The organism is uncultured Pedobacter sp. (assembly GCF_913776295.1).
Taxonomy (GTDB): domain Bacteria; phylum Bacteroidota; class Bacteroidia; order Sphingobacteriales; family Sphingobacteriaceae; genus Pedobacter.
Map to the genome: position 1 here is coordinate 30,298 of NZ_CAJYOJ010000064.1, position 23,168 is coordinate 53,465.

Here is a 23,168-nt window from a genome sequence, read left to right on the forward strand (position 1 = left end):
CAAAATATTAAATAACACTAGCTTTGTTCCTTAAAAACTGATCGGCTAAAACCAGTGCGGCCATGGCTTCAACAATCACTACTGCTCTCGGTACTACACAAGGGTCGTGCCTGCCTTTGCCTTTAATCTCCGAAGCTTCACCTGCGGCATTGATGGTTTGTTGGTTGTGCATAATGGTGGCTACAGGTTTAAATGCTACTTTAAAAGTAATGTCCATTCCATTAGAAATGCCCCCTAAAATGCCGCCTGCATAATTGGTAGTGGTTTTAAATACTTTCGAATCTGCAGCTTTTGGCTGGGGAATATCGTTATGCTCAGATCCTCGTAATTCGCTTCCGGCAAAACCAGAGCCATATTCGAAACCGTGAACGGCATTAATGCTAAGCATGGCTTTACCTAAATCTGCATGCAATTTGTCGAAAACAGGTTCGCCTAAACCTGCCGGACATCCTTTTATTACACAGCTTATTTTTCCGCCAACGGTATCGCCATCTTTTCTAACTGAATCAATAAATTCAATCATTTCATGTGCAGTTGCCGGATCGGCGCAGCGCACAATATTCTCTTCTCTGATTTGCAATAGAGCAGACAGGTCATTGCTTTCTAAATTTGGTGCTTCAATCGTTCCTACTGAAGTGACATGGGCAAAAATTTCGATACCCTGCTGTTGTAAAAATAATTTAGCAATTGCTCCGGCTGCTACACGGGCAGCTGTTTCGCGTGCAGATGAACGCCCGCCACCACGGTGGTCGCGGATTCCATATTTCGCATCGTAAACATAATCGGCATGGCTTGGGCGGTAAACATCAACATTATGCCCGTAATCTTTAGAGCGCTGATCTTCATTCGGAATTAAAAGTGCAATCGGTGTACCGGTACTTTTTCCTTCAAACACGCCTGATAAAATCTGAACGGTATCACTTTCCTTTCTTTGTGTGGTGATTTTAGATTGACCAGGTTTGCGTTTGTCCAGTTCTGTCTGGATAAAATCCATATCAATATCCAATTGCGCCGGACAGCCATCGATAATAACACCAATAGCCACACCATGCGATTCGCCAAAGGTTGTAATGCGAAAAAGTTGTCCAAATGAGTTGCCTGCCATATTTATTAGATAGGAGAAGGTAGATATGAGATTTGGGAAGAACCAAATTCGTATCTAGACTTCTGTTTTAAATTGTTTAGAGGTTAGATCTGAGTGTTAGATTTGAGAAGTTTTCCGCTCAAATTGCACTCAATTCCGGTTATAATGTTATTGTTTTATTTCTTGAGTCTCACACCTGGTGTCTCATATCTCATTTCTCAAATCTCTTTCACCTCAAACCCTGCTTTTTTAAAATCTTCCCAGTAATATGGATAAGATTTTTCCACTACCTGCATGTCTTCAATTTCAACTTCATTGATTAAAAGTGCAAGCGGTGCAAAAGCCATGGCCATACGGTGGTCTTCGTAGGTAGCAATGGTAATTTTATCCGGGAAATGAAGATTGTCGGTATCCAGCGTGTAAACCAGGTTATTTTCAGTTAAAGTAACGCCAATTTTGGCCAGTTCATTCTGAAGGGCTGCAATGCGGTCTGTTTCTTTAATTTTTAAGGTTTCCAAACCTGTAAAAGCCATGTTTTTACCTAAAGCTGCGGCAATAACAATAACAGTTTGTGCTAAATCCGGGCAGGTTTTTAAGTCTAAAACTTCTTTTGTATCTAAAGAAAGACCCAGGTTGCTAATGCTGATTCCCTTGTCTGTTTTACTGGTCGCAATGCCAAAAATCTTCATGATGTTTTTGATCTGGCTATCGCCCTGTAAACTTTTTTCTTTTAATGCAGGTAACTCAATTTCTGCCTCATCAGCCAAAGCGGCAATGCTATACCAATAAGATGCTGCACTCCAATCGGGTTCTACCACCAGGGTGCCTGGTTTAAACCTCTGTGGTTTAATGGAAATGGAATTCTCATTCCAGCTGTGTTCAATACCAACTTCTGCAAGCATCTCCAGGGTCATATCTACATATGGTTTGGAGGTAAGCTCACCTTCAATTTCTAAAGTCAATCCCTGAGGTAGGATAGGAGCAATCATCAGCAAGGCCGAGATATACTGACTGCTGATATCGCCTTTAATTTTTACCTGGTTTGTTTTCTGGTCTAACGGACCATTGATATTGAGCGGCGGAAAGCCTTCGGCCTCCGCATAAGCAATATCAGCGCCGATGGTTTTTAAGGCTTCTGCCAAAATACCGATAGGGCGTTGCTTCATGCGCTCGGTCCCGGTAAGTAAAAAATTACCATTTTTAGCCGAAAGATACGCAGACAAGAAACGCATAGCAGTTCCTGCAGGGCCAACATCAACCAGTTCGGAATTTGCAGTTTTTGGTTTGGAGTTTCCTTCCAATTCACCACCATCAACTCCTAATTTGGTTAGAATACCATTTAAGGTAACGGTATCAGCTGCATTCGATAAGTTCTCTACTTTAACCAGTTTCTTGCTTAAAGCGCTAATAATTAGTGCTCTGTTGCATTCGCTTTTTGAGCCTGTTAATTGGATTTCCGCATTAATATTCCTGGTTCCTTTAAAAGAAACTAAGGCATTTTTAGACATTTTTTTTTTATTTTATACTTAAATGTTAGTGCCAGATGGTAACATCTGACACCACATCAATAAATGTTATTTGTAAAAGATTTCTTTTTAATGTCAGGTTTCACCCTCCACCTTAAACCTTTAAACCCTCCACCTCAATTACGCTTTAACCTCGTTATGTTGTTCCGCAGCGATGCCTTTTTCAGCTTTACCGGCATTCATAATTTCAGTTTGTTTACGGATGGATTCGCCGTGCATTAATTCTAGGAATTTCTCTGTAAAGTTTAAGTCTAATTTTAAGGCTTTGGCAAAAGCATGGCCTTTTTTGATGATGGCATCCCAACGATTAACCTGTAAAATGGTTACCTGGTTATCACGCTTAAACTCACCGATTTTCTCTACAATAGCCATACGCTCACCTAATTTCTGTAATAAGATATCATCAATTTTATCAATTGATTTACGTAGTTCAGCTAACTTATCGGCAGATGCTTCGTTTGGAACTTCAGGTTCACGTACGGTTAAACGGTCTACCAGATCAGCTAAAGCGGCTGGTGTAACTTGTTGTTTGGCATCTGTCCAGGCCACTGATGGATCTACGTGAGATTCGATCATTAAACCTTGCATGTCTAAATCCAAAGCTTTTTGAGAAACGTAAGGAATTAATTCACGGTTACCACAGATATGGCTTGGATCGTTGATGATTGGAAGTTCAGGACATAAAGTTTTCAGTTGAATAGCCATTTCCCACATGGGTTCGTTGCGGAAAGAACTTTTCTCGAACGAAGAGAAACCACGGTGAATAGCACCGATTTTAGTAATTCCTGCCCCATTGATCCGCTCGATTGCACCGATCCATAACTGTAAATCAGGGTTAACCGGGTTTTTGATCAATACCGGAACATCATGACCTTTTAAAGCATCAGCAATTTCCTGCACGGTGAATGGATTTACCGTAGAACGTGCGCCGATCCAAAGGATATCTACGCCAGCTGCTAAAGCCTCCTCAACGTGTTTTGCATTTGCAACCTCTACCGCTGTAGGTAAGCCGGTCTCCGCTTTGGCGCGTTTTAACCATTCTAAACCAATACTTCCGATGCCTTCAAATTCTCCCGGACGGGTGCGTGGTTTCCAGATACCCGCACGCAATACCGATACTTTACCGGTAGCAGCCAGTAAGTGTGCTGTAGTTAATAATTGTTCTTCAGTTTCTGCACTGCAGGGACCGGAAATGATGAGCGGTTCGTTGTTTACGTTTAACCAGGTGTTTAAAGGCTGAATGTTTAAATTAAGTTTCATGATGATGGTTGTTAAAGTTTTTATTCCGAAATCGGATGTCCGGAGTTATATTTTAATTATTTTATTACAAGTTTTAATGTGCTGCTATCTGTCTGTGGACTCCTGACTTCGGACTCCCGACTTGTTTATACTTTATCGTTCTTTTGATACTCGCCCAAAATATTAAAGTTCGAAGTATATTTTAATGCCTTTCTAATGGCTTTATCGTATTTCTCGGTGCTTGGCCATTCTAAATCGACGTAAAAGTAATATTCGTTTCTTTTACCTAAAACCGGCATAGATTGTATTTTTGTTAAGCTTACCTCTTGTTCTGCGAATATATTTAACACAGTGGCCAATGAGCCGGCTCTGTGTCCAACCTGAAAACAGATGGAGGCCTTGTTTATTTTTTTGCCCTCGTCTGTTTTGTCTTTTTTAAGGATCAGGAAACGGGTGTAGTTTTTTTTGTTTGATTCCACACGGCGTTCTAAGATGTTTAACCCGTAAAGTTCAGCAGCTAAGCTGTTTGCGATAGCCATGGTGTCTGTTAGCTGCTCTTGCTGTATGCGTTTGGCACAGGCAGCAGTATCATTGCTTTCTACGATTTTAATGTGTGGATAATCGTAAAAGAAATCGATACATTGGCGAATGGCGATAGGGTGTGAAGTAACTACTTTAATATCTTCAAACTTTACGCCTGGTAGTGCCATTAAATGCAACTGAATAGGCAAGTAAACTTCGCCCACAACTGAAAAACCAAAATCTCTGATCAGTGTATAGTTTGGTAATAAACTGCCTGCAATAGAGTTTTCGATGGCCATTACCACGAAATCTGCCTCGTTTCTCTCTAGCTTGTCGCAGGTTTCTTTAAAAGAATTACACTCAACAGTTTCAATGTCTTTACCAAAGAATTTATATGCGGCTTCTTCGTGAAAAGATGCTTTAATACCCTGAATTGCTACACGTTTTGTCGTTTCCATTTTTGCGTTAAAACAAAAAAGTCCCGGCTGTTTGCCGGGACTTTTTTATACATTTTAATATTGTGATATATCTTTTTGCATATTAGCCCCGGCTCTCACTAAAATAGTAAAAGTAACCAAAGTAATATGTGTTTGTATTTTGCATTTCTTTTTTTGTTGAGCCAAATGTAGTAACAAAATTTAATTTGTCAATAGGAAACTGAAAATATTTTTAAAAAAATTTAATTTTGTTAAAAATTTACCAGTTCGCTTATTGGTCTTTTTGCGGCTTAAAATGGCGTAAAAGCGGATTTTTGTATGGTTGGAGGCAGGTGTTATTGTCGAAAGCGTTCAATAAAGTCGTCGTCACTTCGACTGAACGTAGCGAAACGGAGAGATCTGCTTTGATAGATCTCTCGACTACGTTACACTTCGCTCGAGATGACGGTAGCTAATAAGTAAACGTCTTATTTGAATTATTTTTATAAAATCATAGATTTACCGAATATCCATCATTTTGCATGCGAAAACATCATCTGTGTTTATCTTTAAGCATCTGGGATTAAAAAGATAGCTAAGTTCTAGTATAAAAAAGGTCTGTGGAGACACAGACCCTGGTTAAACTTATCATTACCCTGCAGAACTTAAAGCGCCATGGTCGTTAAGTGCTTTTACTTTTTCCTCATCATACTTTTTCTGCTCTTCCTCGCGCAACTCCTGCTGCATGATCTTCGCAATTTTGGTGCTTCCATCATGGCTCCATCCCGGTGGGTTAAAAACGTACTTTACTTTATCCATAAACGTCGGTGCCTTTTTTAAGTCTGCTTTTAAAGCAATAAATTCATGGAAAATAATGTTCACTGGTCCTGTATCGGTAGGCTGGGTGGTTAAGCCGTATTTAACTTTATCTTCTGGTAATTCAGCCTGGAAAGTTCCAAACCACCTGTCCCAAAGAATTAATACCATGCCCATGTTTTTATCCAGATAACGTACGTTGCTGGCATGGTGCACCCGGTGATGAGATGGCGTTACAAAGATGTATTCGTACCATTTCGGGAATTTGATATCGTATTGGGTATGAACTAGGTTGCCATAAATTTGGGTTACCAGGTAGGCGAAAAGAATATCAACCGCTGTAAAACCCATGAAGGCAAGGGGCAGATAAAAGAAAACACGGTACAATGGCTCAAAAACAGTTGAACGGAAACCTGTAGTTAAGTTAAAGTGTTCAGAGGAGTGGTGCGTAACATGCATGGCCCAGAAAAAGCGAACATAATGCCCCACGGTGTGTAAAAACCAGTACAAAAAGTCCTGCGCTAAAATCAGCACAATCCAATACGCCCAAACATTGGTAATCTGGAACAAGCGGAACTGGTAGCAATAAGCCAGCAAGAAAAAAGTAAAGGTTTTGGTCCCGAGATTGATCACGACGGCGGCCGTCATCAGGTAGATGTTTGTCCAGGTATCGCGTTTGGTATATAATTTTCTGTCGTGCTGATAACTGAAATACATTTCAACCAGGGTTAAAACGATAACGAAGCTAAATAGCCCGATCACAGAAATATCACTTCCGGTATATTTCATTTTATAAACTGTTGTAATAATCTAAACTGCTTAAAATATCGGTTGTACTTACACGGCAGTTAAACGTGCACTTACCTGTATTTTCCAAAAGTGAGAACAGGATGTTTCCATCTTCGTTCTTTTTATCACTTTTCATCAATTCCAGAAGCGTGTTATAGCTTTCTTTTTTAATGTGATATTTAGGGTATAACGATAAGATATACCTGCTGATATCTTCCAGTTCTGCTGTGCTTAATGAGCTGTTGTTGATTGAGAGTGCAGCCTCGCATACGAAACCAATGGCAATGGCTTCGCCATGTGTTAACGGATTTTCGTCATTTGCCAAAGAATAACCTTCAATGGCATGACCGATGGTATGTCCGAAGTTTAAAATCTTACGCAGGTTTTTCTCATGCGGATCGATGGTAACCACCTCATTTTTAATTTCAACTGAGCGGTAAATATCCTCTGCCGCTGGCATCAAGTAGTTGCTTGCCTTTAATTTCTCGTAATAAGGTTTGTCGTAAATTAAACCATGTTTAATCATTTCGGCAAAACCCGACAAAAGTTCGCGTTCTGGCAGCGTTTTTAAAAATGCAGTTTCAATAAAAACCATTTGTGGAAGGGCAAAGGTGCCTACCATGTTTTTTACGTTGTCTATATCAATTCCCGTTTTACCGCCAACTGAGGCATCAACCTGAGAGAGGAGAGTGGTAGGGATGTTGATGAAATCTATTCCGCGCTTGTATGTGGAGGCGATAAAGCCACCCATATCAGTAATTACACCTCCTCCAAGGTTGATCATCAGGCTTTTACGGTCGGCTTCAAAATCCAGTAAGGTTTTCCAGATGCCAATGCAGAAATCGATGTTTTTATTTTCTTCGCCTGCTGAAGTTTCGATCAGGTCAAATTCAGAAAAATCCAGGATGGATTGAAAATGGGGTAAGCATATTTCACTCGTGTGTTCATCAGCCAGTACAAAAACTTTGCTGTATTTGTTACTGGTTAAAATTGTTTTTAAAGCAGCTAAATCACTTTCGAAATAAAGCGTATGGCCTGCGCTGGTAAGTGGTTCCATTAAATAATTTCTATTTTATTTTCGCCAAAAGTGATCATATCGCCAACTCTAACCTTATAGCGTTTGCGGAATTCGACCTCACCGTTGGCTTTCACCAAACCTTCTTCAACAACGGTTTGGGCATCACCGCCACTGCCAACCAATCCGCTTGCTTTTAGCAACTGGATCAATGGAATAAATTCGCCCTCTAATTTGAATTGTATCATTTTGTGCAAAAATACGATTATTTAAAGGTTTTTAGTTTTAACAACGAATGCTTTTTATAATTTTGCACCAATCTGACTTATTATATCGTAACAAATGGATTTATCCACCAAGAAACTGCCGAATTTCGATAATACGGAAATTGCTTTCCGTCAAAAATCTAACCAGGAGCTTAAAAAAGCATACTGGCTTTTTAAAATGATTGGAAGTAATTTTCTGACTAAAGTTGGTCCGGCCATTACAAACTTCTTTTTAAATATTGGCCTGCCGATTCAGGGTGCGATCAAAGCAACCATTTTCCAGCAGTTTTGCGGCGGCGAAACCATTGCAGAATGTGATAAAGCTATTGAGCAATTGGATAAAGGTGGTGTAGGTACCATTTTAGATTATTCTGTAGAAGGGGAAGAGGAAGAAAAGGTTTTTGATGAGACCTGTGCCGAAATTATCCGTACTATTGTGCGTGCCGATGGTGATACTAAAATTCCGATTACGGTTTTTAAAATAACAGGTATAGGCCGTTTTGCGTTATTACAGAAACTGGATGCTAAAGAAACCTTAACGGCAGCAGAACAGGCAGAATACGAAAAAGTGAAACTGCGTTGCGAAATGATCTGTAAAACTGCTTATGATAGAGGCGTGCCCATCATGATTGATGCAGAAGAAACCTGGATCCAGGATACTATTGATGAATTGGCGTTGGACATGATGCGTAAATTTAACCGTGAGCGCATTATTGTGTATAATACCTACCAGATGTACCGCCATGATAAGTTGGCGGATATGAAAGCCGACCATTTAATTGCCAAGGCAGACGGCTTTATTTTAGGTGTTAAAATGGTACGTGGTGCTTACATGGAAAAGGAACGTAAACGTGCTGCAGAAATGGGCTATCCATCACCTATTCAACCTGATAAAGCCGCTTCAGATCGCGATTACAACGAATCTTTACGCTATTGTGTTGATCATATTGATGATATTGCCATTGTTGCCGGAACGCATAATGAAGATAGCAGTCGTTTATTAACTTACCTTTTGGAGGAAAAAAATATCACGCATAATCATCCTCATGTATACTTTGCACAGTTATTGGGTATGAGTGATAACCTGAGTTTTAATCTTGCCGATTCGAACTATAATGTGGCGAAATATGTTCCATACGGACCGATCAAAGCGGTAATGCCTTATTTATTCAGAAGGGCGCAGGAAAATACTTCAGTGGCTGGGCAAACGGGCCGTGAGTTAGGATTGATTGGAAGGGAATTGAAGAGAAGGAAACTGTAGTTCAGTTTTCAGTTGGCAATTCGCAGTTCTCGGTTAAGCAAGATCGTCATTTCGAGCGGAGTGCAACGCAGTCGAGAACCCGAAGGCTCAGCGAAGAGAAATCTATCCTGAGGTAGATCTCTCCGTTCCGCGTTGCTTCGGTCGAGACGGCAATTTTCTTTTAGTTTCAGCATCCTCCATATTTTTTTTCGTTATTTTTTGGAAAATGAGGGTGTTGTAGCCCTTCGGGAGGTGCAGCCTCGCTTTCCGCTATATCTTTTTGGCTGCCCTTCGACTACGCTCAGGGTTGACAGCCAAAAAGGATGCCGCTTCAATCGAGTTTAGTTGGAAAGGTTGTGCACTGAAACTATCGAAAAATCAGTTCTTCACTGCAAAAGATTGTTTACCCGTCAACAAATCATAAAAAAGGATAAAATCGCTGGCTAAACTATACAATGGATATTGAAAAGTAGCAGGTTTGTTTTTCTCAAAAAAGAAATGTCCGATCCATGCAAATCCGTAACCTAATACTGGCATAACCAAAAAGAAATGCTAGTTGTGAAAAAGAAAACCCGTAAAGAAAGCCAGGCAAACTAATCCGGTACCGATAAAATGCAAAACACGTGAGGTAGTATTGCAATGTTCGGATAAATAAAATGGGTAGAACTCTTTTAGAGACTTAAATTTTTTATCTGACATCTACTCATTTACAAGATTCCGTTCGCTTTAAGAAAGTCGCCCAACTGTGCTGGCTTTTCTGTCATTAATAAAGTGTTTAGTCCCACTTTTTTAGCACCTTCTATGTGCTGTGGACTATCGTCGATAAATAGGGTTTCGGCAGGATCCAGGTTGTTTTCTTTTAATACCTGTTCAAAAATATTAGTATTCGGTTTACGCAGCTTCATGTGCTGTGAGAAATAAGCTTTCTCAAAATAGGCATCGTAATTATTGATCTCGAATGTTGTTTTTAAGTAATTTATAATCCAGTCATAGTGGATTTCGTTGTTATTACTTAATAAAAACGTACGGTACTTTTCTTTTACTTCCAGCAGTAAATCGTGATTTTCCTGTATGGTACCAATTAACAGGCTGTTCCAGGCTTCATCGATCTGTTCATCCGTTAATTCGGAATTGCCTGCAGCAATTCTGATTCCTGTCCTAAATTCGGACGGAGAAATGGCGCCGGTTTCAAAATCATCAAATAATTGATTGTGAGCTTTGTGCGCGAAGAAGTTTTCGATATCTGCAATACCCAATTTTTTGAAAGAAGCCTGGGCAATTTTAAAATCGATATCAAATATTACGTTTCCGTAATCGAAAATAATGTTTTTAATGTTTTGCATGGAACTATAGGAATTTGCCGCAAAGATATTAATGATGGATATTAAATCATGTTTTTTAAATAAATTAAGGTTGTAAAAGATGGATTTAGTTCAGGTTGTCCTGTTGAGTCTGTCGAAACAGCTCCTCAGGTGTTTAAAAAGTTCTCTGATGGTCATTATAGACAGCATCCGTTAATACGCCCGTCATTCCCAATCAAGTGGGAATGACGACGAATTTTATTTCCAAGACTATTTAGGCTCCACCATAATTGATTGGATGATTGTCCGTTTCTTTTTATCACCCGTTTTTAATGTTTTAAATACAAAATATATATCGTGAGATTTTCCGTCTGAAATCATTTGGATCGGTACACTTTTCCTAAAGCCAGACTTTCCGATCATCATTCCTTTACTATCGTCCAATCTGATTTCGATTTCTCCATCGGATTCAGGATCAAGGTTCAGGAATGAGTAGCTAAAACCTGAAATACCGGTTAAATCGACATTTTTAATCGCTATCCAACCATTATCGCCGGTTAAAATGAGTTTTTCGCCGCCGTAAATGTCTTTACGTTCAAACCCCTTGAAGTCCTTAATGTCATCAGCATCAATCGTGTTACTTTTCAGGTTAATGACATTCGTAGTGGTTAAAGGCTTCAAACCTGCACCGCCGGCATCGGTATAGGTTGCTTTTAAAGTAAATACAGTTTTCTTTTTATCTTTAGCTGCTGCAGGAACGATTTTTCCTGAAGTTGGTAATGAGGCTTTAACGGCTTCTTTGTTGCCTAAAGACATAATCCACTCTGTAATTTTTTTCACTTCAGCTTCTTTCATTGCCGGGTGTGCCGGCATTGGTACTTCTCCCCAAACGCCATGGCTGCCACCAATTACTTTTGAAGCCAGGTAATCAACCGCCTTACTATCGTTTTTATATTTTGCTGCAATTTTTTCAAAAGCCGGGCCGATAGAAACCGCTGATTCTTTATGGCAGGTGCTGCAATCAGATTTCAGCATCAGCGATTTGCCAACGAGTGTTTGTGCGGCCTGCTGGTGCCCCAATTGTGCGCCAGCTAGATCGGTTCCTTCAGTATAGGTATTGGATATGTAAATGCGGTTAGTATTCACCTTTGCACCTTTATCGCTTACTAAAACTTTATAATCAATGGTTTTGTCTGGAAAATAAAAGCTCTTGTTCCCAGCTAAGTTAATGGTTACAATTGGGTGTTCGTTACCTGCATAAACAGGTATCACCTGGCTTTTTGCCGAAGCTTTACTGTTGTCTATCACGGTAACACTTACCGGATATTCGCCCTTTTTAGTAAAAGTATAGTTTAATGTTGGCGTACTGGTGGTTTTGGTTATTCCCTTTCCTAAGTTCCATACATATTTTAACGGGTCGCCATCAGGATCTTTAGCTGTAACGGTTGCTGTCATTTTATAAGGCAGTAAACCACTGGGTTTAGCAATAGTAAGGCGTTTAATGGCTGGCGGACGGTTGCCTTTCAGGTAATCAATTCTGGTAATTGCAGCATCAGGGTTTTTGGAAAACCAGCCTTTGCCATATTCAAGGATGTATAGTTTTCCATCAGGTCCCAATTCCATATCAATAGGCGCGGCTAAAGAAACGTTAGCCATAAACGGCTCCATACTTACGTAATCGCCCTGTGTATTCATGGTTACCGCTTTAACCCATCCACGTACCCATTCATAAATAATCAGCTTGCCATTATAATAAGCCGGGTAAGGTGAATTTGCATTGGCATAATATACCGGACCAGCCATTGCTGTACGACCGCCCGCGCCCACCTGTGGAAACTCTTTGGATTCGCCATATGGATACCAGATGTAAGCTGGCTGCGCAGGTGGAAGTTTTTCCAGACCGGTATTGTTTGGAGAGTTGTTTACAGGCGATGCAGGATCGAATGCATTCCCGCTTGCGCCATTGGTATAATCATAAGCCATATATGGATAGTTGTTGCCTATAAATAGGGGCCAGCCAAAATTCCCTGCTTTACGGGCCTGGTTTACCTCATCGTAACCCCTCGGGCCTCTTAACGGATCATCGTTGGTGGCATCGGGGCCAACCTCGCCCCAGTACAAAAAGTTGGTTTTCTGATCAACCGAAATACGATAAGGGTTTCTATTGCCCATTACGTAAATTTCAGGTCTGGTTTTTGGATTATCTTTAGGGAAAAGGTTGCCATCAGGAATACTATAGGTTCCATCTTCGTTTACTTTAATCCTCAGTATTTTGCCCCTTAAATCGTTTGTATTACCTGCCGATCTTCTGGAGTCGTATTGTTCAAATCCTTTCCTGTTATCAAGCGGGGCATAACCTTTATTTACATATTGCTGTTTTGGTGCATCAAATGGGGTAGAGTTATCACCTGTTGATACGTAAAGCAGGTTGTCTGATCCAAAAGCGATAGAGCCGCCGGTATGACAGCATATTTCGCGTTGAGAATAAAATTCCAGCACAATTTTTTCTGATTCTTTAACAATCTGATCGTTAACCAGCTTAAATCTCGAAAGACGGTTTACAGATTTGTCAAATGGACTGTAAAAAAGATAAATGTATTGGTTTACGGCAAATTTTGGGTCTGCGGCCATACCCAATAAACCTTCCTCAGCATTTACATTTGGGGTATTTGTTTTGAAATAGACATCAAGCTTGCCGGCTTCTTTTATTTTTTTGGTCTGTTTTTTATAAATTAAAACTTCACCTCTGCGCTGGGCAACTAAAATATCCAGATTGGGGAGTATTGTCATTTCGGTAGGCTCAGTAAATTCTCCCTGAGCAAGGGTAACTTTTACAAAGCGGTCTTGATCTGGCGTATCTATTTTGTTTTTTGGAAAGAAATGGAAAGCCTTATTCTCGTAAACTTTTCTGTTTAATGTAGTTGCCGATATAAAAACAAGTGCTATAGCAGATATCAAGAAGGTAAATGTTGTTTTCATCTATTTGGTTGAAGGATTTTCGATAAATATAGGATATAGTTTTATAGCCTAACGTATTGTATCAAAATTTATGCGAAAGGTATTAAAATAGATATGGATAAATTACATCACGAGCGATATGGCTATAGCTGTTACAAAACTGAAATTATACGGACAATCGGTTTGATTCATCTGATGGCTGCTTACCAGCTGTAGGAGGGATTCTCTAAATTTAAAAATCAAACAACCAAAGGTTGTTTTTTGAACTTATTTTATGTCAGTCTATTGTCATTGTAATTTAAAGCTGTAAATTACGGTATGAACGATAAAATTAATTTTATTCTTGGAGTGATTTTCCTCTTAGGTGGTTTTAGTGTTTTCTTTGTGATTTTTAGTGGTAAAAAGAGTTAGTCGATTCTGGAAAAGATTGAGGCATATTGTTTCTCCTTTTAATAGTTCGGTAAATTCCGTACCCCAATGGAATTGATCTCATTTTCTCGCATTAAAAATAAATGTGAAATGCGGGATTGCTGAATTATGCCGAATGGAATGCAGAAGACGTTTTAATATGCCAATTGGTATTTAGCATTGCTTAGTAGTATGCTTATTGATCAGTTTAATTCCACTAAGCTTTTTGCTAACTATTTTTCGAAGAGAATTTTATATGGCTTTCTATGGACTTTTGTAATAAAGTCTCCTTACTAAATCATCATTATTCATTGCCTGATCTATTGATCTGTTAGGGAAATCTATTTAATCGCTAAACATTTTTAGCTTTTTGTATGTTTATGGAGTAAATTCTAAACAAAAAATGCAGGGAACAGTAAAATTTTACGATGAAACTAAAGGATTTGGTTTCATTATAACAGAAAACGGAGAAGAAATTTTTGTTCACGTTACTGGTTTAGCTGGTAAAATCAGCCAGAATGACCGGGTAGAATTTGAGGTAGCTCAAGGAAAAAAAGGTCCCAATGCAGTCAGTGTTAAAAAGATTTAGTAATTCGATGAGATTAGGTACTGTAAAGTTTTATAATCAGGAAGAAGGGATTGGGAGTATAATACCATCCAATGGAGGGAGAGAACTGAGTGTTTTTGCCCATGGTGTGATTGACGCCATAAAAACCAGTAACATAGTTCAGTTTGATATTGAATTTACCCCACATGGCATTGAGGCCACCAGGGTAACTGTGCTATCTGCTTAGCCTTGAATTAAAATACAGGTGAATGCGATTGTTTATAATCGCCACAAAATTTGAAACTAGTCATTTTTTCTACCGAAAAGAACTGAGTAAGATATTCTGACTGCCTGGTAATCCAATTCATTTTAACGCTACTGCCTCGAGATTGACACCTCGTTATCATATTTATTTTGACAACTTGTAACCAAAGTGAATAAATTTGGTCTTATAGTCGTTTATCCATAAATTTTATGATACAGCTAGAGCCAATTAGCGGTTGTTTTCACAAAGAGCGTGCGCTACAGGCCGTATACCCTATGCGCATGCTGATTGTACGTGAGGGGAATGGTTTTTTATGCATGAATTCAGGCGAATATTCCCTCTTAAAAGGTCGGATTTTCTTTATTCCGGAAGAAGGTCTTGTCAGGCTCGATGGAGAAATAACGTTAGGCTATTGGCTGAGTTTTAGTAGTTTGTTGTATGCGGAGTTTTTACAGCAGCACTTAGATCCACAAGCTAAAAATCTGTTTTTAAAGCTATCTTTCAGGGATCTTGATCCGCATAACTCAGGTAAAACATATGGTTTACTCGATCAGCTTAAAAGAGAAATTGATCATAAAAGGGATATGCTCTTTTTAGCACAGTATTTATCATTGTTTTTAGGCTTTACCGCTGGCTTAGATGGCTATCTTGCTGCTTTAACTTTAGATGATTTGCAGTATGTACTGAGATTCAGGGCAATTTTAGAGCAATTTTATAAGCAGGAAAGATCCATTCAGTTTTATGCCGAAGGTATGGGTATGAGTTCCGGCAAATTAAATAAATTTTTAGATCGGGTGCTTGGGAAAAGTTTCGCTGTGCTCATCAAAGACCGCATTATGCGCGAAGCGGAAGAATTACTGCTTCATAGTGACTATACCATTGATGAAATAGCTAAATTACTGGGCTTTGGACACACTAGTTCCTTTAATACAGGTTTTAAACGTTATAAAGGAATGTCGGTGCTGCAATTTTACCGTTCGAGCCTCAATTGAAGTCAAAAATTGGTGCGTCTGCCAAAGAAACGTTCATCAGTTTGATTTGATCTCTTCCAGAAAACAGGTATTCCACACCTCACCACATTAATTGTTTCTCGCCTAACGCGTAAAGTTTTGCTCACTGTTCCTATTTTATCAGCCGCACCAATTTATGCCTGCTAAATTATAAAATCTACCGGTAAAGAAAAAGAAATATTCCTAAATCTGTTACGTACATGTATTTTGGCGTTTACAATCGCAGGTGAGCTGCTTTATGAAGAAAAACAACAAATATAGTGTTAGCAGTCCGTTAAAAAGGAACAATTCTTTTAAGTGGAGGAGGTCGAAATATTCTGGAAAGTGTACTATTGTAAGTTGTTAAAGTAAAACTTGTTTTATAACATCGCTCCAACACAAAGGCTGAAAGAATTAAATGCCTTTCGATCCATATTTTAAACTGTTTTTTAGGAAATGCAAGGTTAATAGAAAGTACAGCGTTTCTTTCCGTTTTCTTTTTAGAAGCTTTTCTTCCGCATTATATAGCAAAACCTTTTTGGGGTTGCCATAATATAAATTGATTGCGCTGCTGTTGATACCATGCCTTAGCCTTTATTTTGTGTTAATTTTCGAACAGATAGCCACTATAAGCGAGTCCTTTAGCTACACTTTTAAAATTATCACCAGAGTTTAATGGAATGTGTGGAAATTTCGATTTAAACAAGTTTTGCACGGCAGATACCATTGATGTACCTCCGGTTAAAAACAAACAGTCGATATCTGTAGGATTGATTTTGTGTGTTTCCATAAACCGATCCAGATAGGTATCTATTTTATTAATGTCTTTTTCGATGATGGAATTGTACTGTTGGAGCGAAATAATTTCATCAATCTCGATTTCCATATTGTGATAGGCGAATGTAGACTTGGGTTGATCAGAAAGTTCAATCTTGGTTTTTTCTATGGATCTGAACAAGGAATAACCCAGGTTATTTTCGATCAGGGTCATCAGGTTTTTGAATTTCGGATCGTTGCCGGAATAATAATAATATTCTTCGATTTCTTTCTGAATTTTCAGACCGTTAAAGAAATTCATTTTATCCCAGGTACAGATGTTTGCAAAAAGTGATTTTGGCACATTTAACACCTTACCCGGTGTGGCCTCGTATAAGGTGTTTTTTCCAAAATAAGGTGTGCCTCTGTCCCACATAAATGCCGAATCAAGACTATCGCCACCAATATAGATGCCACCAGAGGCAATCATATCATTTTTACGGTCTTTGCTGCCTACTTTGTCCGGATCGAGGATCAGATAGGTGAAATCTGTTGTTCCGCCGCCCAGATCGGCTACTAAAACACGCTCTTTCCTGGTAATGGTTTTTTCGTAGGCAAAAGCTGCCCCAATAGGTTCAAACTGAAAACGGACATCGGTAAAGCCTGCACTTTCTGCTGCCTTTTTTAACCTGGTTTGTGCCAGGGTATCTTTCATCGTATTGTCGTCATCAAAAAAAACCGGACGACCTATGACGGCCTTGTTACATTCTTCACCAATAATCTGATCGGCCTTCGTTTTTAAATCTTTAAGGATTAGCGTGACCAGGTCAGAAGCGGTATATTTTTTATTATGGATCCGGGTTTCTGTAAAAGTGGTTCTGGACAGGATCTGTTTGATGGATTTAATGAAACGGCCTTTCATGCCGTCACTCAAATAAGCAGCTATTGCCTTTTCGCCAACGATATGGCTTTCGCCATCAACAAGACTTTTTACTTCTGTAAAGTAAATTAATGATGGTATAGAAATGGTGTCTACAATTTCCTTCTTTTCTTCATCATAAATGGAAAGTGCCGAATTGGTTGTGCCAAAATCGATTCCGTATAGAAACTTACTCATGGTTTATTATGCTGTGGTTGGCGGGATAAAATGGGGCTGCGAAAGTATTAAAAAAAGAGTTAAGAACTAAATTTTTTTAAAATAACTCGCTGGTGCCCAAGTGTGCATTTACAATGCGCGTAATCTGTTGGCCGAGTTCTTTTGCATTACCAATACCTACACTTTTAAGTGCGGCCAGCTGATCGGTTGTTCTCGGCAATTTCTCTGCAATAGAAAGTAATGCTAAATCAGAAAGTACAGCATAATCCTGAGTGCCACGCTGCTGCGCGATTGTTTTGCGCCATTCGATCAAGTTTTTGTATACCTGGGGATTGGAAATCTCTTTTGGCTTAATGCTCGTTTTTACCGGTTTTTTCTCTTGTTGTTTATTGCCCGCTGCGTGTAAAGTATAGATATAATCTTTGATTGAAAAAGGATCCCATGAAATTTTAAACAGGGCTAATTTGATCTGGAGGGCATCATTATAATTGTTTAATAAGGTAAGCAGTTTATCGGAGTGTGTATCATTATAAAAATTGATAGATATAATTTTCGCCGTTAAGGCAGTGAGCTGTTCCAGTTTTGGAACAAAATAATCAGATGCTTTTTGCAAACGGTTCATAAAAGCATTTTCATCAGCCGGATTTTGGCCGGTATCGATTTTCGAAAATTCTTTTGCAATAAAATTTTTGGCTACCTTAAATATCTCCTGTTGAAAAATCCGGTTTCCCTGTTCGTAGATGGACAAAAAGGCATTTTGCTCATCTTTATCAATCAGTTTGGAGCGTCCGAGTTTTTCCCAGTCTTTAGCGATCAAGGAGAAATCCAGTAGTTCATGAATCAAGCCCCAGGTATATTGCTGGGTGTATCGAGTTAAAAGTTCAGGAGTAGGTTTATGCTGGTGGGCAGCTTTTGTGAAACTAATCACTTTCGCATCGGTAATGATGTTTTCGGCAGCCACAGGCGATTTTAAAATTAGTCCTTCCAAACTTCTGCAACGGCTCAGTGCCACGTAGGCCTGTCCGTGGGTAAATGCGGTACTCACATCCACGATTGCCTGATCAAAAGTTAATCCCTGGCTTTTATGCACGGTGATGGCCCATGCCAGCTTAAATGGATATTGCGAGAATGATCCGGTGCTGGTTTCATCGATTTTATTTTCCTCATCGCTCAGGCTATATTTGACATTCTGCCAGATTTCTTTTTCTACTTCGATTTCCCTGCCTCCATTGGTAAAAGTTACTTTTATCGAATCCTGATTAATTGCGGTAATTTTAGCCGCTTTTCCGTTATAGAACAGCTTTTTGCCGGAAGAGTCATTTTTGATAAAGATAACCTGTGCACCCAGTTTTAACTGAAGTTTTTCATCGGTTGGATAGGCATCTTTAGGGAAATCGCCACTTACCTCTGCGTTGAATTCGAAAATTTCTCCGGGCAATTTTGCTAAACAGCCGTCGTTAATTTCGTTCACCAATTGGTTGTGTGTGGTAAGGGTAATGTAATCATCTTTCCATTCCTGATCTAAAGAGGGATCGTAACGTTCATTCAGTTTGGCAAGAAGGTCAGCATCAAGGCTGTTTTCGCGCATGCCATTCAAAATATCAAGAAATATAGGGTCTGACTGACGATAAACTTTGTCTAAAGTAAACGTCAGCATAGGTGTAGATTTGAAAATCAGGCTATCAAAAAAATAAGGGCTGGAATAATAAGTGCCGAGTATATGCCAGGCATCATGGAAAATAGGGGAGAGCTGATATAGATCGCCAATCATCAATACCTGTACGCCACCAAAAGGACGATTAGAACCTTTAATTCGCTTTAAGGTACGGTCGATAAAATCAATCAGATCAACCCTAACCATACTGATCTCATCAATAATCAATAAATCAAGGCAGCGCAATAACCTTGTTTTCTCATCTGAATATTTAAAATTAGTTTCTGCATATTCATCAACAACCGGAACCAATGGCCCGAAAGGAATCTGAAAAAAAGAGTGGAGTGTAACACCATCAGCATTGATGGCTGCAACAGCAGTAGGCGCAACAATGGCGAAATTCTTTTTGGTGGTATCCCTGATTTTTCGAAGCAGGGTAGTTTTACCCGTTCCGGCTTTGCCGGTTAAAAAAACAGGCTGATTGGTGGTACTTAAAAAATCTAAAAGGAGCTGGTTATCCGGGTCAGGCGTATTCATATCAATTACAAAATTAACCTATTGCGAATTGATTTTAAGACAGCTTAAAGGGTGTTTTATCCACATTTTTTAGGTAATGGGTAGAAAGTGTTATTATCCTGGTTAAAATTAAGCAATTGAAAATGAGTTGATATTCGTTCTTTTTATGAAAAAATGCAGAAAACATTTTCTTAATTTCAATTCAAATTTGTAACATTGCACTCGCAAAAAAGGAATACCTTTTTTTTCGGGCCTATAGCTCAGCTGGTTAGAGTAGAAGACTCATAATCTTTTGGTCCCTGGTTCGAGCCCAGGTGGGCCCACTGACAATCAAGCACTTAGATGAAAATCTAGGTGCTTTTTTGGTTTTGATACGAAATAGGTACGGAACATTTTAGAAATTGGCATGTGTACATATCTATTGGTTTCGCAGCTGAATAAACTTTTCAAATAGAATATCTATTATAACCTCTTCCCAAGTTAACATAATCAGACGGAGTGCGCTTATCCGCCTATTAGAATTGAGGGTTGAATGTGCAGCAATCAGGGAGACAAGTCTAACATTTCTGTCCATCCAAATCTGTTTAAAAGTCCTGCTACCAGCGGTCAAACTGGAAAGAAACCGTTAATTTTATTAGCCAATATGATGAGCGTATTGCTAGGGAACAAGATAAAGTTAAATCGGAAGTTTTCTAACCAAAAGAATTTTAGATTATTAATATTCTTTATATGCTAGAGTTATAGTGTGTTATTTTAAGATGCATAAGTAATCCATTCGAGCGAAAAATTTAAGGTATTGTCATACTTTACATCATAACATTGACTTTATAGCATAGGATTATAGGTAGATTACTAAACATAAAGTCATCGCATATCAGTTTTTGGCAACGCAGATCTTTTTTGGTATACATTTAGGCTAGATAAGTATACATGAGAGGCTGCTTCGTATAATAACTTCAAAAGTGAAGACACTATAAAGTATCTTAAGGACTCATTAGTTGTTAATTTCAAATTAAATGAACCTTAAAATTTGTTAATATAAATGATAAATAAAGTACTTTTTGACCATGTATCAGCTGTTTGCAGCAGGAAGATAACTTTAGCCTATAGTACAAGCTTTTCATTGGGGATATCGTTTTTGGGCAGAAAATTGCAACAACCGATTTATGATATTTACGGTTTTGTTAGGCTAGCAGATGAAATAGTAGATAGTTTTGTGGAATACAATGGTTCCGTATTACTTAACGAGCTTAAGGAAGAATGTTTTGCAGCTATAAACCGTGGCATTAGTTTAAATCCTGTCATCAACTCTTTTCAGCGGACGGTTAATGAATACCAGATAGATCACAACTTGATCCATTCCTTTTTACATAGTATGGAAATGGATCTATATCCGGTAAATTTTGATTTCAATCAATATGATAAATATATCCTGGGTTCTGCAGAAGTAGTCGGTTTAATGTGTTTAAAGGTATTCGTAGAAGGTGATAGACAAGCTTATGAGAAATTGAAACCTTTTGCGATGAAGCTAGGTGCTGCTTTTCAGAAAGTAAATTTTTTGAGAGATCTCAACGCAGATTACATTCAATTGAAACGTTCTTATTTTCCGGAAATTGATCCAAATTTATTAAAAAAAGAAGATAAGCAACGTATTGAGCACGAAATCTCGGCAGATTTTAAAGAAGCATTGATTGGGATTACACTGCTTCCGGAATCTTCTCGAAAAGGTGTGTATCTCGCTTACATATATTACAAGGAATTGCTGAAGAAAATTAAAAAGATGCAACCGGATCAGTTGTTGGCCAAACGATCAAGCATCTCTAATCTGCGTAAATTGTTGCTGTTAGGTTACGCGTCTGTAAGACATGCATTAAATCTGTTATAGGTTATCTGCTCAACAAATTTCTGTTTACAAAATCAAAAAAAGGTGATCTATAGGCATTACCGATTGGGATTTCATGTTGGTCTATATATACTGTATTGTTATCAAAATAGCCAATTTTTAATTTATTGATGAGATAGGATTTAGCAACTCTGATAAATGTTTCTGGCGGCAGTTGCGACTGGATGGTTTTAATGTTCATCGCGGTAATGATCTTTTGTTCGGTGGTATGCAAAATCACATAGTCTTTCAATCCTTCTACAAACAAAACATCACTAAACAAAACTTTTATAGTCTTTTTTTCAGATTTGATAAAGCAGAAATCTTTACTAATCTCGTTGACAGAAGCCACATCTTTGCTGAGCAGTTTTTTATATGACAAGGCCTTCTCTACTGCCTTTTCAAATCTCGATTGCTTAATGGGTTTGAGTAAATAATCGATAGCATCAATTTCATAGCTTTCCAATGCATACTGGCTGTAGGCAGTGGTAAAAATGACCAAGGAATCTTTTTTTATGTTACGTGCAAAGCCCAAACCATTTAGCCCGGGCATTTGAATATCCAGGAAAACTAAGTCTGTTGGATTTTGATTAAGATAGGCAGCTGCTGGTTCCGCATGACTAAACTCGGCCATGAACTGTAGCTCGGGTAATTGTTCAATCAATAATTTGATGGCCTGTCTTGCCAAAGGCTCATCATCTACAACAATGCACTTCATAAATTTAGAATTAGTTTAATGGAATAGCTGCTGCTTGTTTCGGCAATGTTTAGTTCATGGTGATTGCCAAATAGCAGTTCGAGCCTTCTTTTGATGTTTGCCAGGCCAATACCGCCAGGAATGTTGTTAGTCAGCTCAACCGCTGGCTTGGAGTTGACACAGGTAAAGGTGAGCTGTTTTTCAATTAATTGAAAATTCACCTTTACGAAAGAGATATGATCTGGATCTAAGCTGTGCTTAATGGCATTTTCAACGAAGGAAATGAATAGGAAAGGCGGTATCACTATGCCGTGTACTTCACCTGATGTAGTTACAGAGAAATCGAAATGATCCCGGCGTATGTTCTCCAATTCGAGGCAATCTTTTAAAAAACTGATATCAGCGCTAAGCAATACCTCGGGCCTTGCACTATCGTATAATTGGTAACGCAACAAATCGCTCAAGCTCATTAATACCTGAGAAGCTTTTTTAGGGTCGCTAACGATCAATACATTGGCATTGTTGAGCATATTGAACAGGAAATGTGGGTTAACCTGATTTTTTAATTGCTCTAATTCAGCCCTTATACTGATATCGGTAAGTTCGGCAATTTCTCTGGTGTCTGATATCCAACGCTGAAAAAGTTTAATGGCTGATGATGCGCCTACAAAAACCAGGGCAAAGGCAAAATACATCGCCGGTTTGGGATCAAACAATTGCAGTGGTGCATAGCGGGTTTTTAAGTCATGCATCAGATAGGATATATAACCGATTAATAAGCTAAAAGAAGCTAGCATTAATATTAGCCCTAAGAGATAACGTCTAAACTTGCTTTTGAACAAATAAGCTGGCACCAACCAGTACATATTTACATAAGCTTGAAAAAAAAGTGTAAAGGATATCCCAATTTTCAAATAAGTAGCATAGGGTTCAATAGAATTTGGGTTTTTATAGCTGATGGCGAAAATAAACCAATAGGCTATCCACAATACAAGATGCCTGTATACACGATACTTACGGTGGGTAAATAGGTCCAATCTCGAAGAGATCTTGCTGAGCTGATTTTTATTATCGGTAAACATCTTTCTCTTCTACAAAAGTACAATTATAAAAGGCATCATAATCAGTTATTATAGCAAAGTCCATAACTGTTATACAAAATACGCTTTATTTGGCTGTTTTATAT

Annotated in this window: 18 protein-coding genes, 1 tRNA gene and 1 pseudogene; 6 read left to right on the forward strand and 14 right to left on the reverse strand. The window is 38.7% G+C overall.

All coding sequences use genetic code 11. The annotated features are described in order from the left end of the window. Nucleotides 1-7: 7 nt before the first annotated feature. The 7 genes from aroC to QZ738_RS13940 all read right to left on the reverse strand — a co-directional run bounded on the left by aroC (nucleotide 8) and on the right by QZ738_RS13940 (nucleotide 7,655). Nucleotides 8-1,105, reverse strand: coding sequence for a chorismate synthase (gene aroC / locus QZ738_RS13910; protein ID WP_293788364.1), 1,098 nt, complete (start codon nucleotides 1,103-1,105; stop codon nucleotides 8-10). 197 nt (nucleotides 1,106-1,302) lie between these two features. After that, nucleotides 1,303-2,592: a 3-phosphoshikimate 1-carboxyvinyltransferase gene (gene aroA, locus QZ738_RS13915; protein WP_293788365.1), complete on the reverse strand. Its 1,290-nt coding sequence runs from the start codon at nucleotides 2,590-2,592 to the stop codon at nucleotides 1,303-1,305. 138 nt (nucleotides 2,593-2,730) lie between these two features. Then, nucleotides 2,731-3,870 carry a chorismate mutase gene (locus QZ738_RS13920; RefSeq protein ID WP_293788366.1) on the reverse strand — a complete coding sequence of 380 codons (1,140 nt, stop codon included), beginning with the start codon at nucleotides 3,868-3,870 and terminating at the stop codon, nucleotides 2,731-2,733. 125 nt (nucleotides 3,871-3,995) lie between these two features. Next, nucleotides 3,996-4,829: a prephenate dehydratase gene (locus QZ738_RS13925; protein WP_293788367.1), complete on the reverse strand. Its 834-nt coding sequence runs from the start codon at nucleotides 4,827-4,829 to the stop codon at nucleotides 3,996-3,998. A 609-nt stretch (nucleotides 4,830-5,438) separates the two neighbouring features. Beyond that, nucleotides 5,439-6,392, reverse strand: coding sequence for a sterol desaturase family protein (locus QZ738_RS13930; RefSeq protein ID WP_293788368.1), 954 nt, complete (start codon nucleotides 6,390-6,392; stop codon nucleotides 5,439-5,441). Between the two features lies 1 nt (nucleotide 6,393). Then, a complete protein-coding gene (aroB, locus tag QZ738_RS13935) occupies nucleotides 6,394-7,449 on the reverse strand; it encodes a 3-dehydroquinate synthase (RefSeq protein WP_293788369.1) in 1,056 nt (351 codons plus the stop codon). Next, entirely contained in the window at nucleotides 7,449-7,655 is a 207-nt protein-coding gene (locus QZ738_RS13940) for an RNA-binding S4 domain-containing protein (RefSeq protein ID WP_293788370.1), read from the reverse strand. Before QZ738_RS13940 ends, aroB begins: the two co-directional genes overlap by 1 nt. Nucleotides 7,656-7,749: 94 nt before the next feature. On the opposite strand from QZ738_RS13940, the gene QZ738_RS13945 reads away from it, so the two are divergent. After that, the gene (locus QZ738_RS13945) at nucleotides 7,750-8,934 is read left to right on the forward strand and encodes a proline dehydrogenase family protein (RefSeq protein ID WP_293788371.1); all 1,185 of its coding nucleotides are present in this window, start codon (nucleotides 7,750-7,752) and stop codon (nucleotides 8,932-8,934) included. A gap of 357 nt (nucleotides 8,935-9,291) precedes the next feature. On the opposite strand, the pseudogene QZ738_RS13950 reads toward QZ738_RS13945, so the two are convergent. From QZ738_RS13950 to QZ738_RS13960, 3 genes and pseudogenes are all read right to left on the reverse strand, one after another. Continuing rightward, a pseudogene (locus tag QZ738_RS13950) lies at nucleotides 9,292-9,612 on the reverse strand (Mpo1-like protein). An 8-nt stretch (nucleotides 9,613-9,620) separates the two neighbouring features. Further along, entirely contained in the window at nucleotides 9,621-10,256 is a 636-nt protein-coding gene (locus QZ738_RS13955; RefSeq protein WP_293788372.1) for an HAD family phosphatase, read from the reverse strand. Between the two features lie 228 nt (nucleotides 10,257-10,484). Beyond that, a complete protein-coding gene (locus QZ738_RS13960) occupies nucleotides 10,485-13,193 on the reverse strand; it encodes a PQQ-dependent sugar dehydrogenase (protein WP_293788373.1) in 2,709 nt (902 codons plus the stop codon). Between the two features lie 790 nt (nucleotides 13,194-13,983). On the opposite strand from QZ738_RS13960, the gene QZ738_RS13965 reads away from it, so the two are divergent. The 3 genes from QZ738_RS13965 (at nucleotide 13,984) to QZ738_RS13975 (ending at nucleotide 15,384) form a co-directional block, all read left to right on the forward strand. Next, on the forward strand, nucleotides 13,984-14,169 hold the full coding sequence (locus QZ738_RS13965) for a cold-shock protein (protein ID WP_293788374.1): 186 nt from the start codon (nucleotides 13,984-13,986) through the stop codon (nucleotides 14,167-14,169). 7 nt (nucleotides 14,170-14,176) lie between these two features. Next, complete coding sequence (locus QZ738_RS13970; RefSeq protein WP_293788375.1) at nucleotides 14,177-14,374, forward strand: cold shock domain-containing protein; 198 nt, start codon at nucleotides 14,177-14,179, stop codon at nucleotides 14,372-14,374. A 227-nt stretch (nucleotides 14,375-14,601) separates the two neighbouring features. Continuing rightward, entirely contained in the window at nucleotides 14,602-15,384 is a 783-nt protein-coding gene (locus tag QZ738_RS13975) for an AraC family transcriptional regulator (protein ID WP_293788376.1), read from the forward strand. A 601-nt stretch (nucleotides 15,385-15,985) separates the two neighbouring features. Here the strand turns inward: QZ738_RS13975 and QZ738_RS13980 are convergent. Further along, the gene (locus tag QZ738_RS13980; RefSeq protein ID WP_293788377.1) at nucleotides 15,986-17,254 is read right to left on the reverse strand and encodes an Hsp70 family protein; all 1,269 of its coding nucleotides are present in this window, start codon (nucleotides 17,252-17,254) and stop codon (nucleotides 15,986-15,988) included. A 76-nt stretch (nucleotides 17,255-17,330) separates the two neighbouring features. Next, nucleotides 17,331-19,424, reverse strand: coding sequence for an HRDC domain-containing protein (locus tag QZ738_RS13985; protein WP_293788378.1), 2,094 nt, complete (start codon nucleotides 19,422-19,424; stop codon nucleotides 17,331-17,333). Between the two features lie 228 nt (nucleotides 19,425-19,652). Here QZ738_RS13985 and QZ738_RS13990 point away from each other — a divergent pair. Then, a tRNA-Ile gene (locus QZ738_RS13990) sits at nucleotides 19,653-19,726 on the forward strand. 719 nt (nucleotides 19,727-20,445) lie between these two features. Next, nucleotides 20,446-21,288, forward strand: coding sequence for a squalene/phytoene synthase family protein (locus QZ738_RS13995; RefSeq protein ID WP_293788379.1), 843 nt, complete (start codon nucleotides 20,446-20,448; stop codon nucleotides 21,286-21,288). 1 nt (nucleotide 21,289) lies between these two features. Here QZ738_RS13995 and QZ738_RS14000 read toward each other — a convergent pair whose 3' ends face one another. Together QZ738_RS14000 and QZ738_RS14005 are read right to left on the reverse strand one after the other, a co-directional pair. Next, nucleotides 21,290-22,003, reverse strand: a complete 714-nt coding sequence (locus QZ738_RS14000) for a LytTR family DNA-binding domain-containing protein (RefSeq protein WP_293788380.1) — start codon at nucleotides 22,001-22,003, stop codon at nucleotides 21,290-21,292. Then, nucleotides 22,000-22,734, reverse strand: a complete 735-nt coding sequence (locus tag QZ738_RS14005) for a sensor histidine kinase (protein ID WP_293788381.1) — start codon at nucleotides 22,732-22,734, stop codon at nucleotides 22,000-22,002. Before QZ738_RS14005 ends, QZ738_RS14000 begins: the two co-directional genes overlap by 4 nt. Nucleotides 22,735-23,168 lie beyond the last annotated feature (434 nt).

Bases quoted from the DNA above. Each gene is read 5' to 3' on its own strand.
- QZ738_RS13940 (WP_293788370.1), bottom strand. From the start codon at position 7,655: ATGATACAATTCAAATTAGAGGGCGAATTTATTCCATTGATCCAGTTG.
- QZ738_RS13955 (WP_293788372.1), bottom strand. From the start codon at position 10,256: ATGCAAAACATTAAAAACATTATTTTCGATTACGGAAACGTAATATTT.
- QZ738_RS13980 (WP_293788377.1), bottom strand. From the start codon at position 17,254: ATGAGTAAGTTTCTATACGGAATCGATTTTGGCACAACCAATTCGGCA.
- QZ738_RS13995 (WP_293788379.1), top strand. From the start codon at position 20,446: ATGATAAATAAAGTACTTTTTGACCATGTATCAGCTGTTTGCAGCAGG.
- QZ738_RS13930 (WP_293788368.1), bottom strand. From the start codon at position 6,392: ATGAAATATACCGGAAGTGATATTTCTGTGATCGGGCTATTTAGCTTC.
- aroA (WP_293788365.1), bottom strand. From the start codon at position 2,592: ATGTCTAAAAATGCCTTAGTTTCTTTTAAAGGAACCAGGAATATTAAT.
- QZ738_RS13975 (WP_293788376.1), top strand. From the start codon at position 14,602: ATGATACAGCTAGAGCCAATTAGCGGTTGTTTTCACAAAGAGCGTGCG.
- QZ738_RS13970 (WP_293788375.1), top strand. From the start codon at position 14,177: ATGAGATTAGGTACTGTAAAGTTTTATAATCAGGAAGAAGGGATTGGG.
- aroC (WP_293788364.1), bottom strand. From the start codon at position 1,105: ATGGCAGGCAACTCATTTGGACAACTTTTTCGCATTACAACCTTTGGC.
- QZ738_RS13920 (WP_293788366.1), bottom strand. From the start codon at position 3,870: ATGAAACTTAATTTAAACATTCAGCCTTTAAACACCTGGTTAAACGTA.
- QZ738_RS13945 (WP_293788371.1), top strand. From the start codon at position 7,750: ATGGATTTATCCACCAAGAAACTGCCGAATTTCGATAATACGGAAATT.
- QZ738_RS13965 (WP_293788374.1), top strand. From the start codon at position 13,984: ATGCAGGGAACAGTAAAATTTTACGATGAAACTAAAGGATTTGGTTTC.
- QZ738_RS14000 (WP_293788380.1), bottom strand. From the start codon at position 22,003: ATGAAGTGCATTGTTGTAGATGATGAGCCTTTGGCAAGACAGGCCATC.
- QZ738_RS13960 (WP_293788373.1), bottom strand. From the start codon at position 13,193: ATGAAAACAACATTTACCTTCTTGATATCTGCTATAGCACTTGTTTTT.
- QZ738_RS14005 (WP_293788381.1), bottom strand. From the start codon at position 22,734: ATGCATGACTTAAAAACCCGCTATGCACCACTGCAATTGTTTGATCCC.
- aroB (WP_293788369.1), bottom strand. From the start codon at position 7,449: ATGGAACCACTTACCAGCGCAGGCCATACGCTTTATTTCGAAAGTGAT.
- QZ738_RS13985 (WP_293788378.1), bottom strand. From the start codon at position 19,424: ATGAATACGCCTGACCCGGATAACCAGCTCCTTTTAGATTTTTTAAGT.
- QZ738_RS13925 (WP_293788367.1), bottom strand. From the start codon at position 4,829: ATGGAAACGACAAAACGTGTAGCAATTCAGGGTATTAAAGCATCTTTT.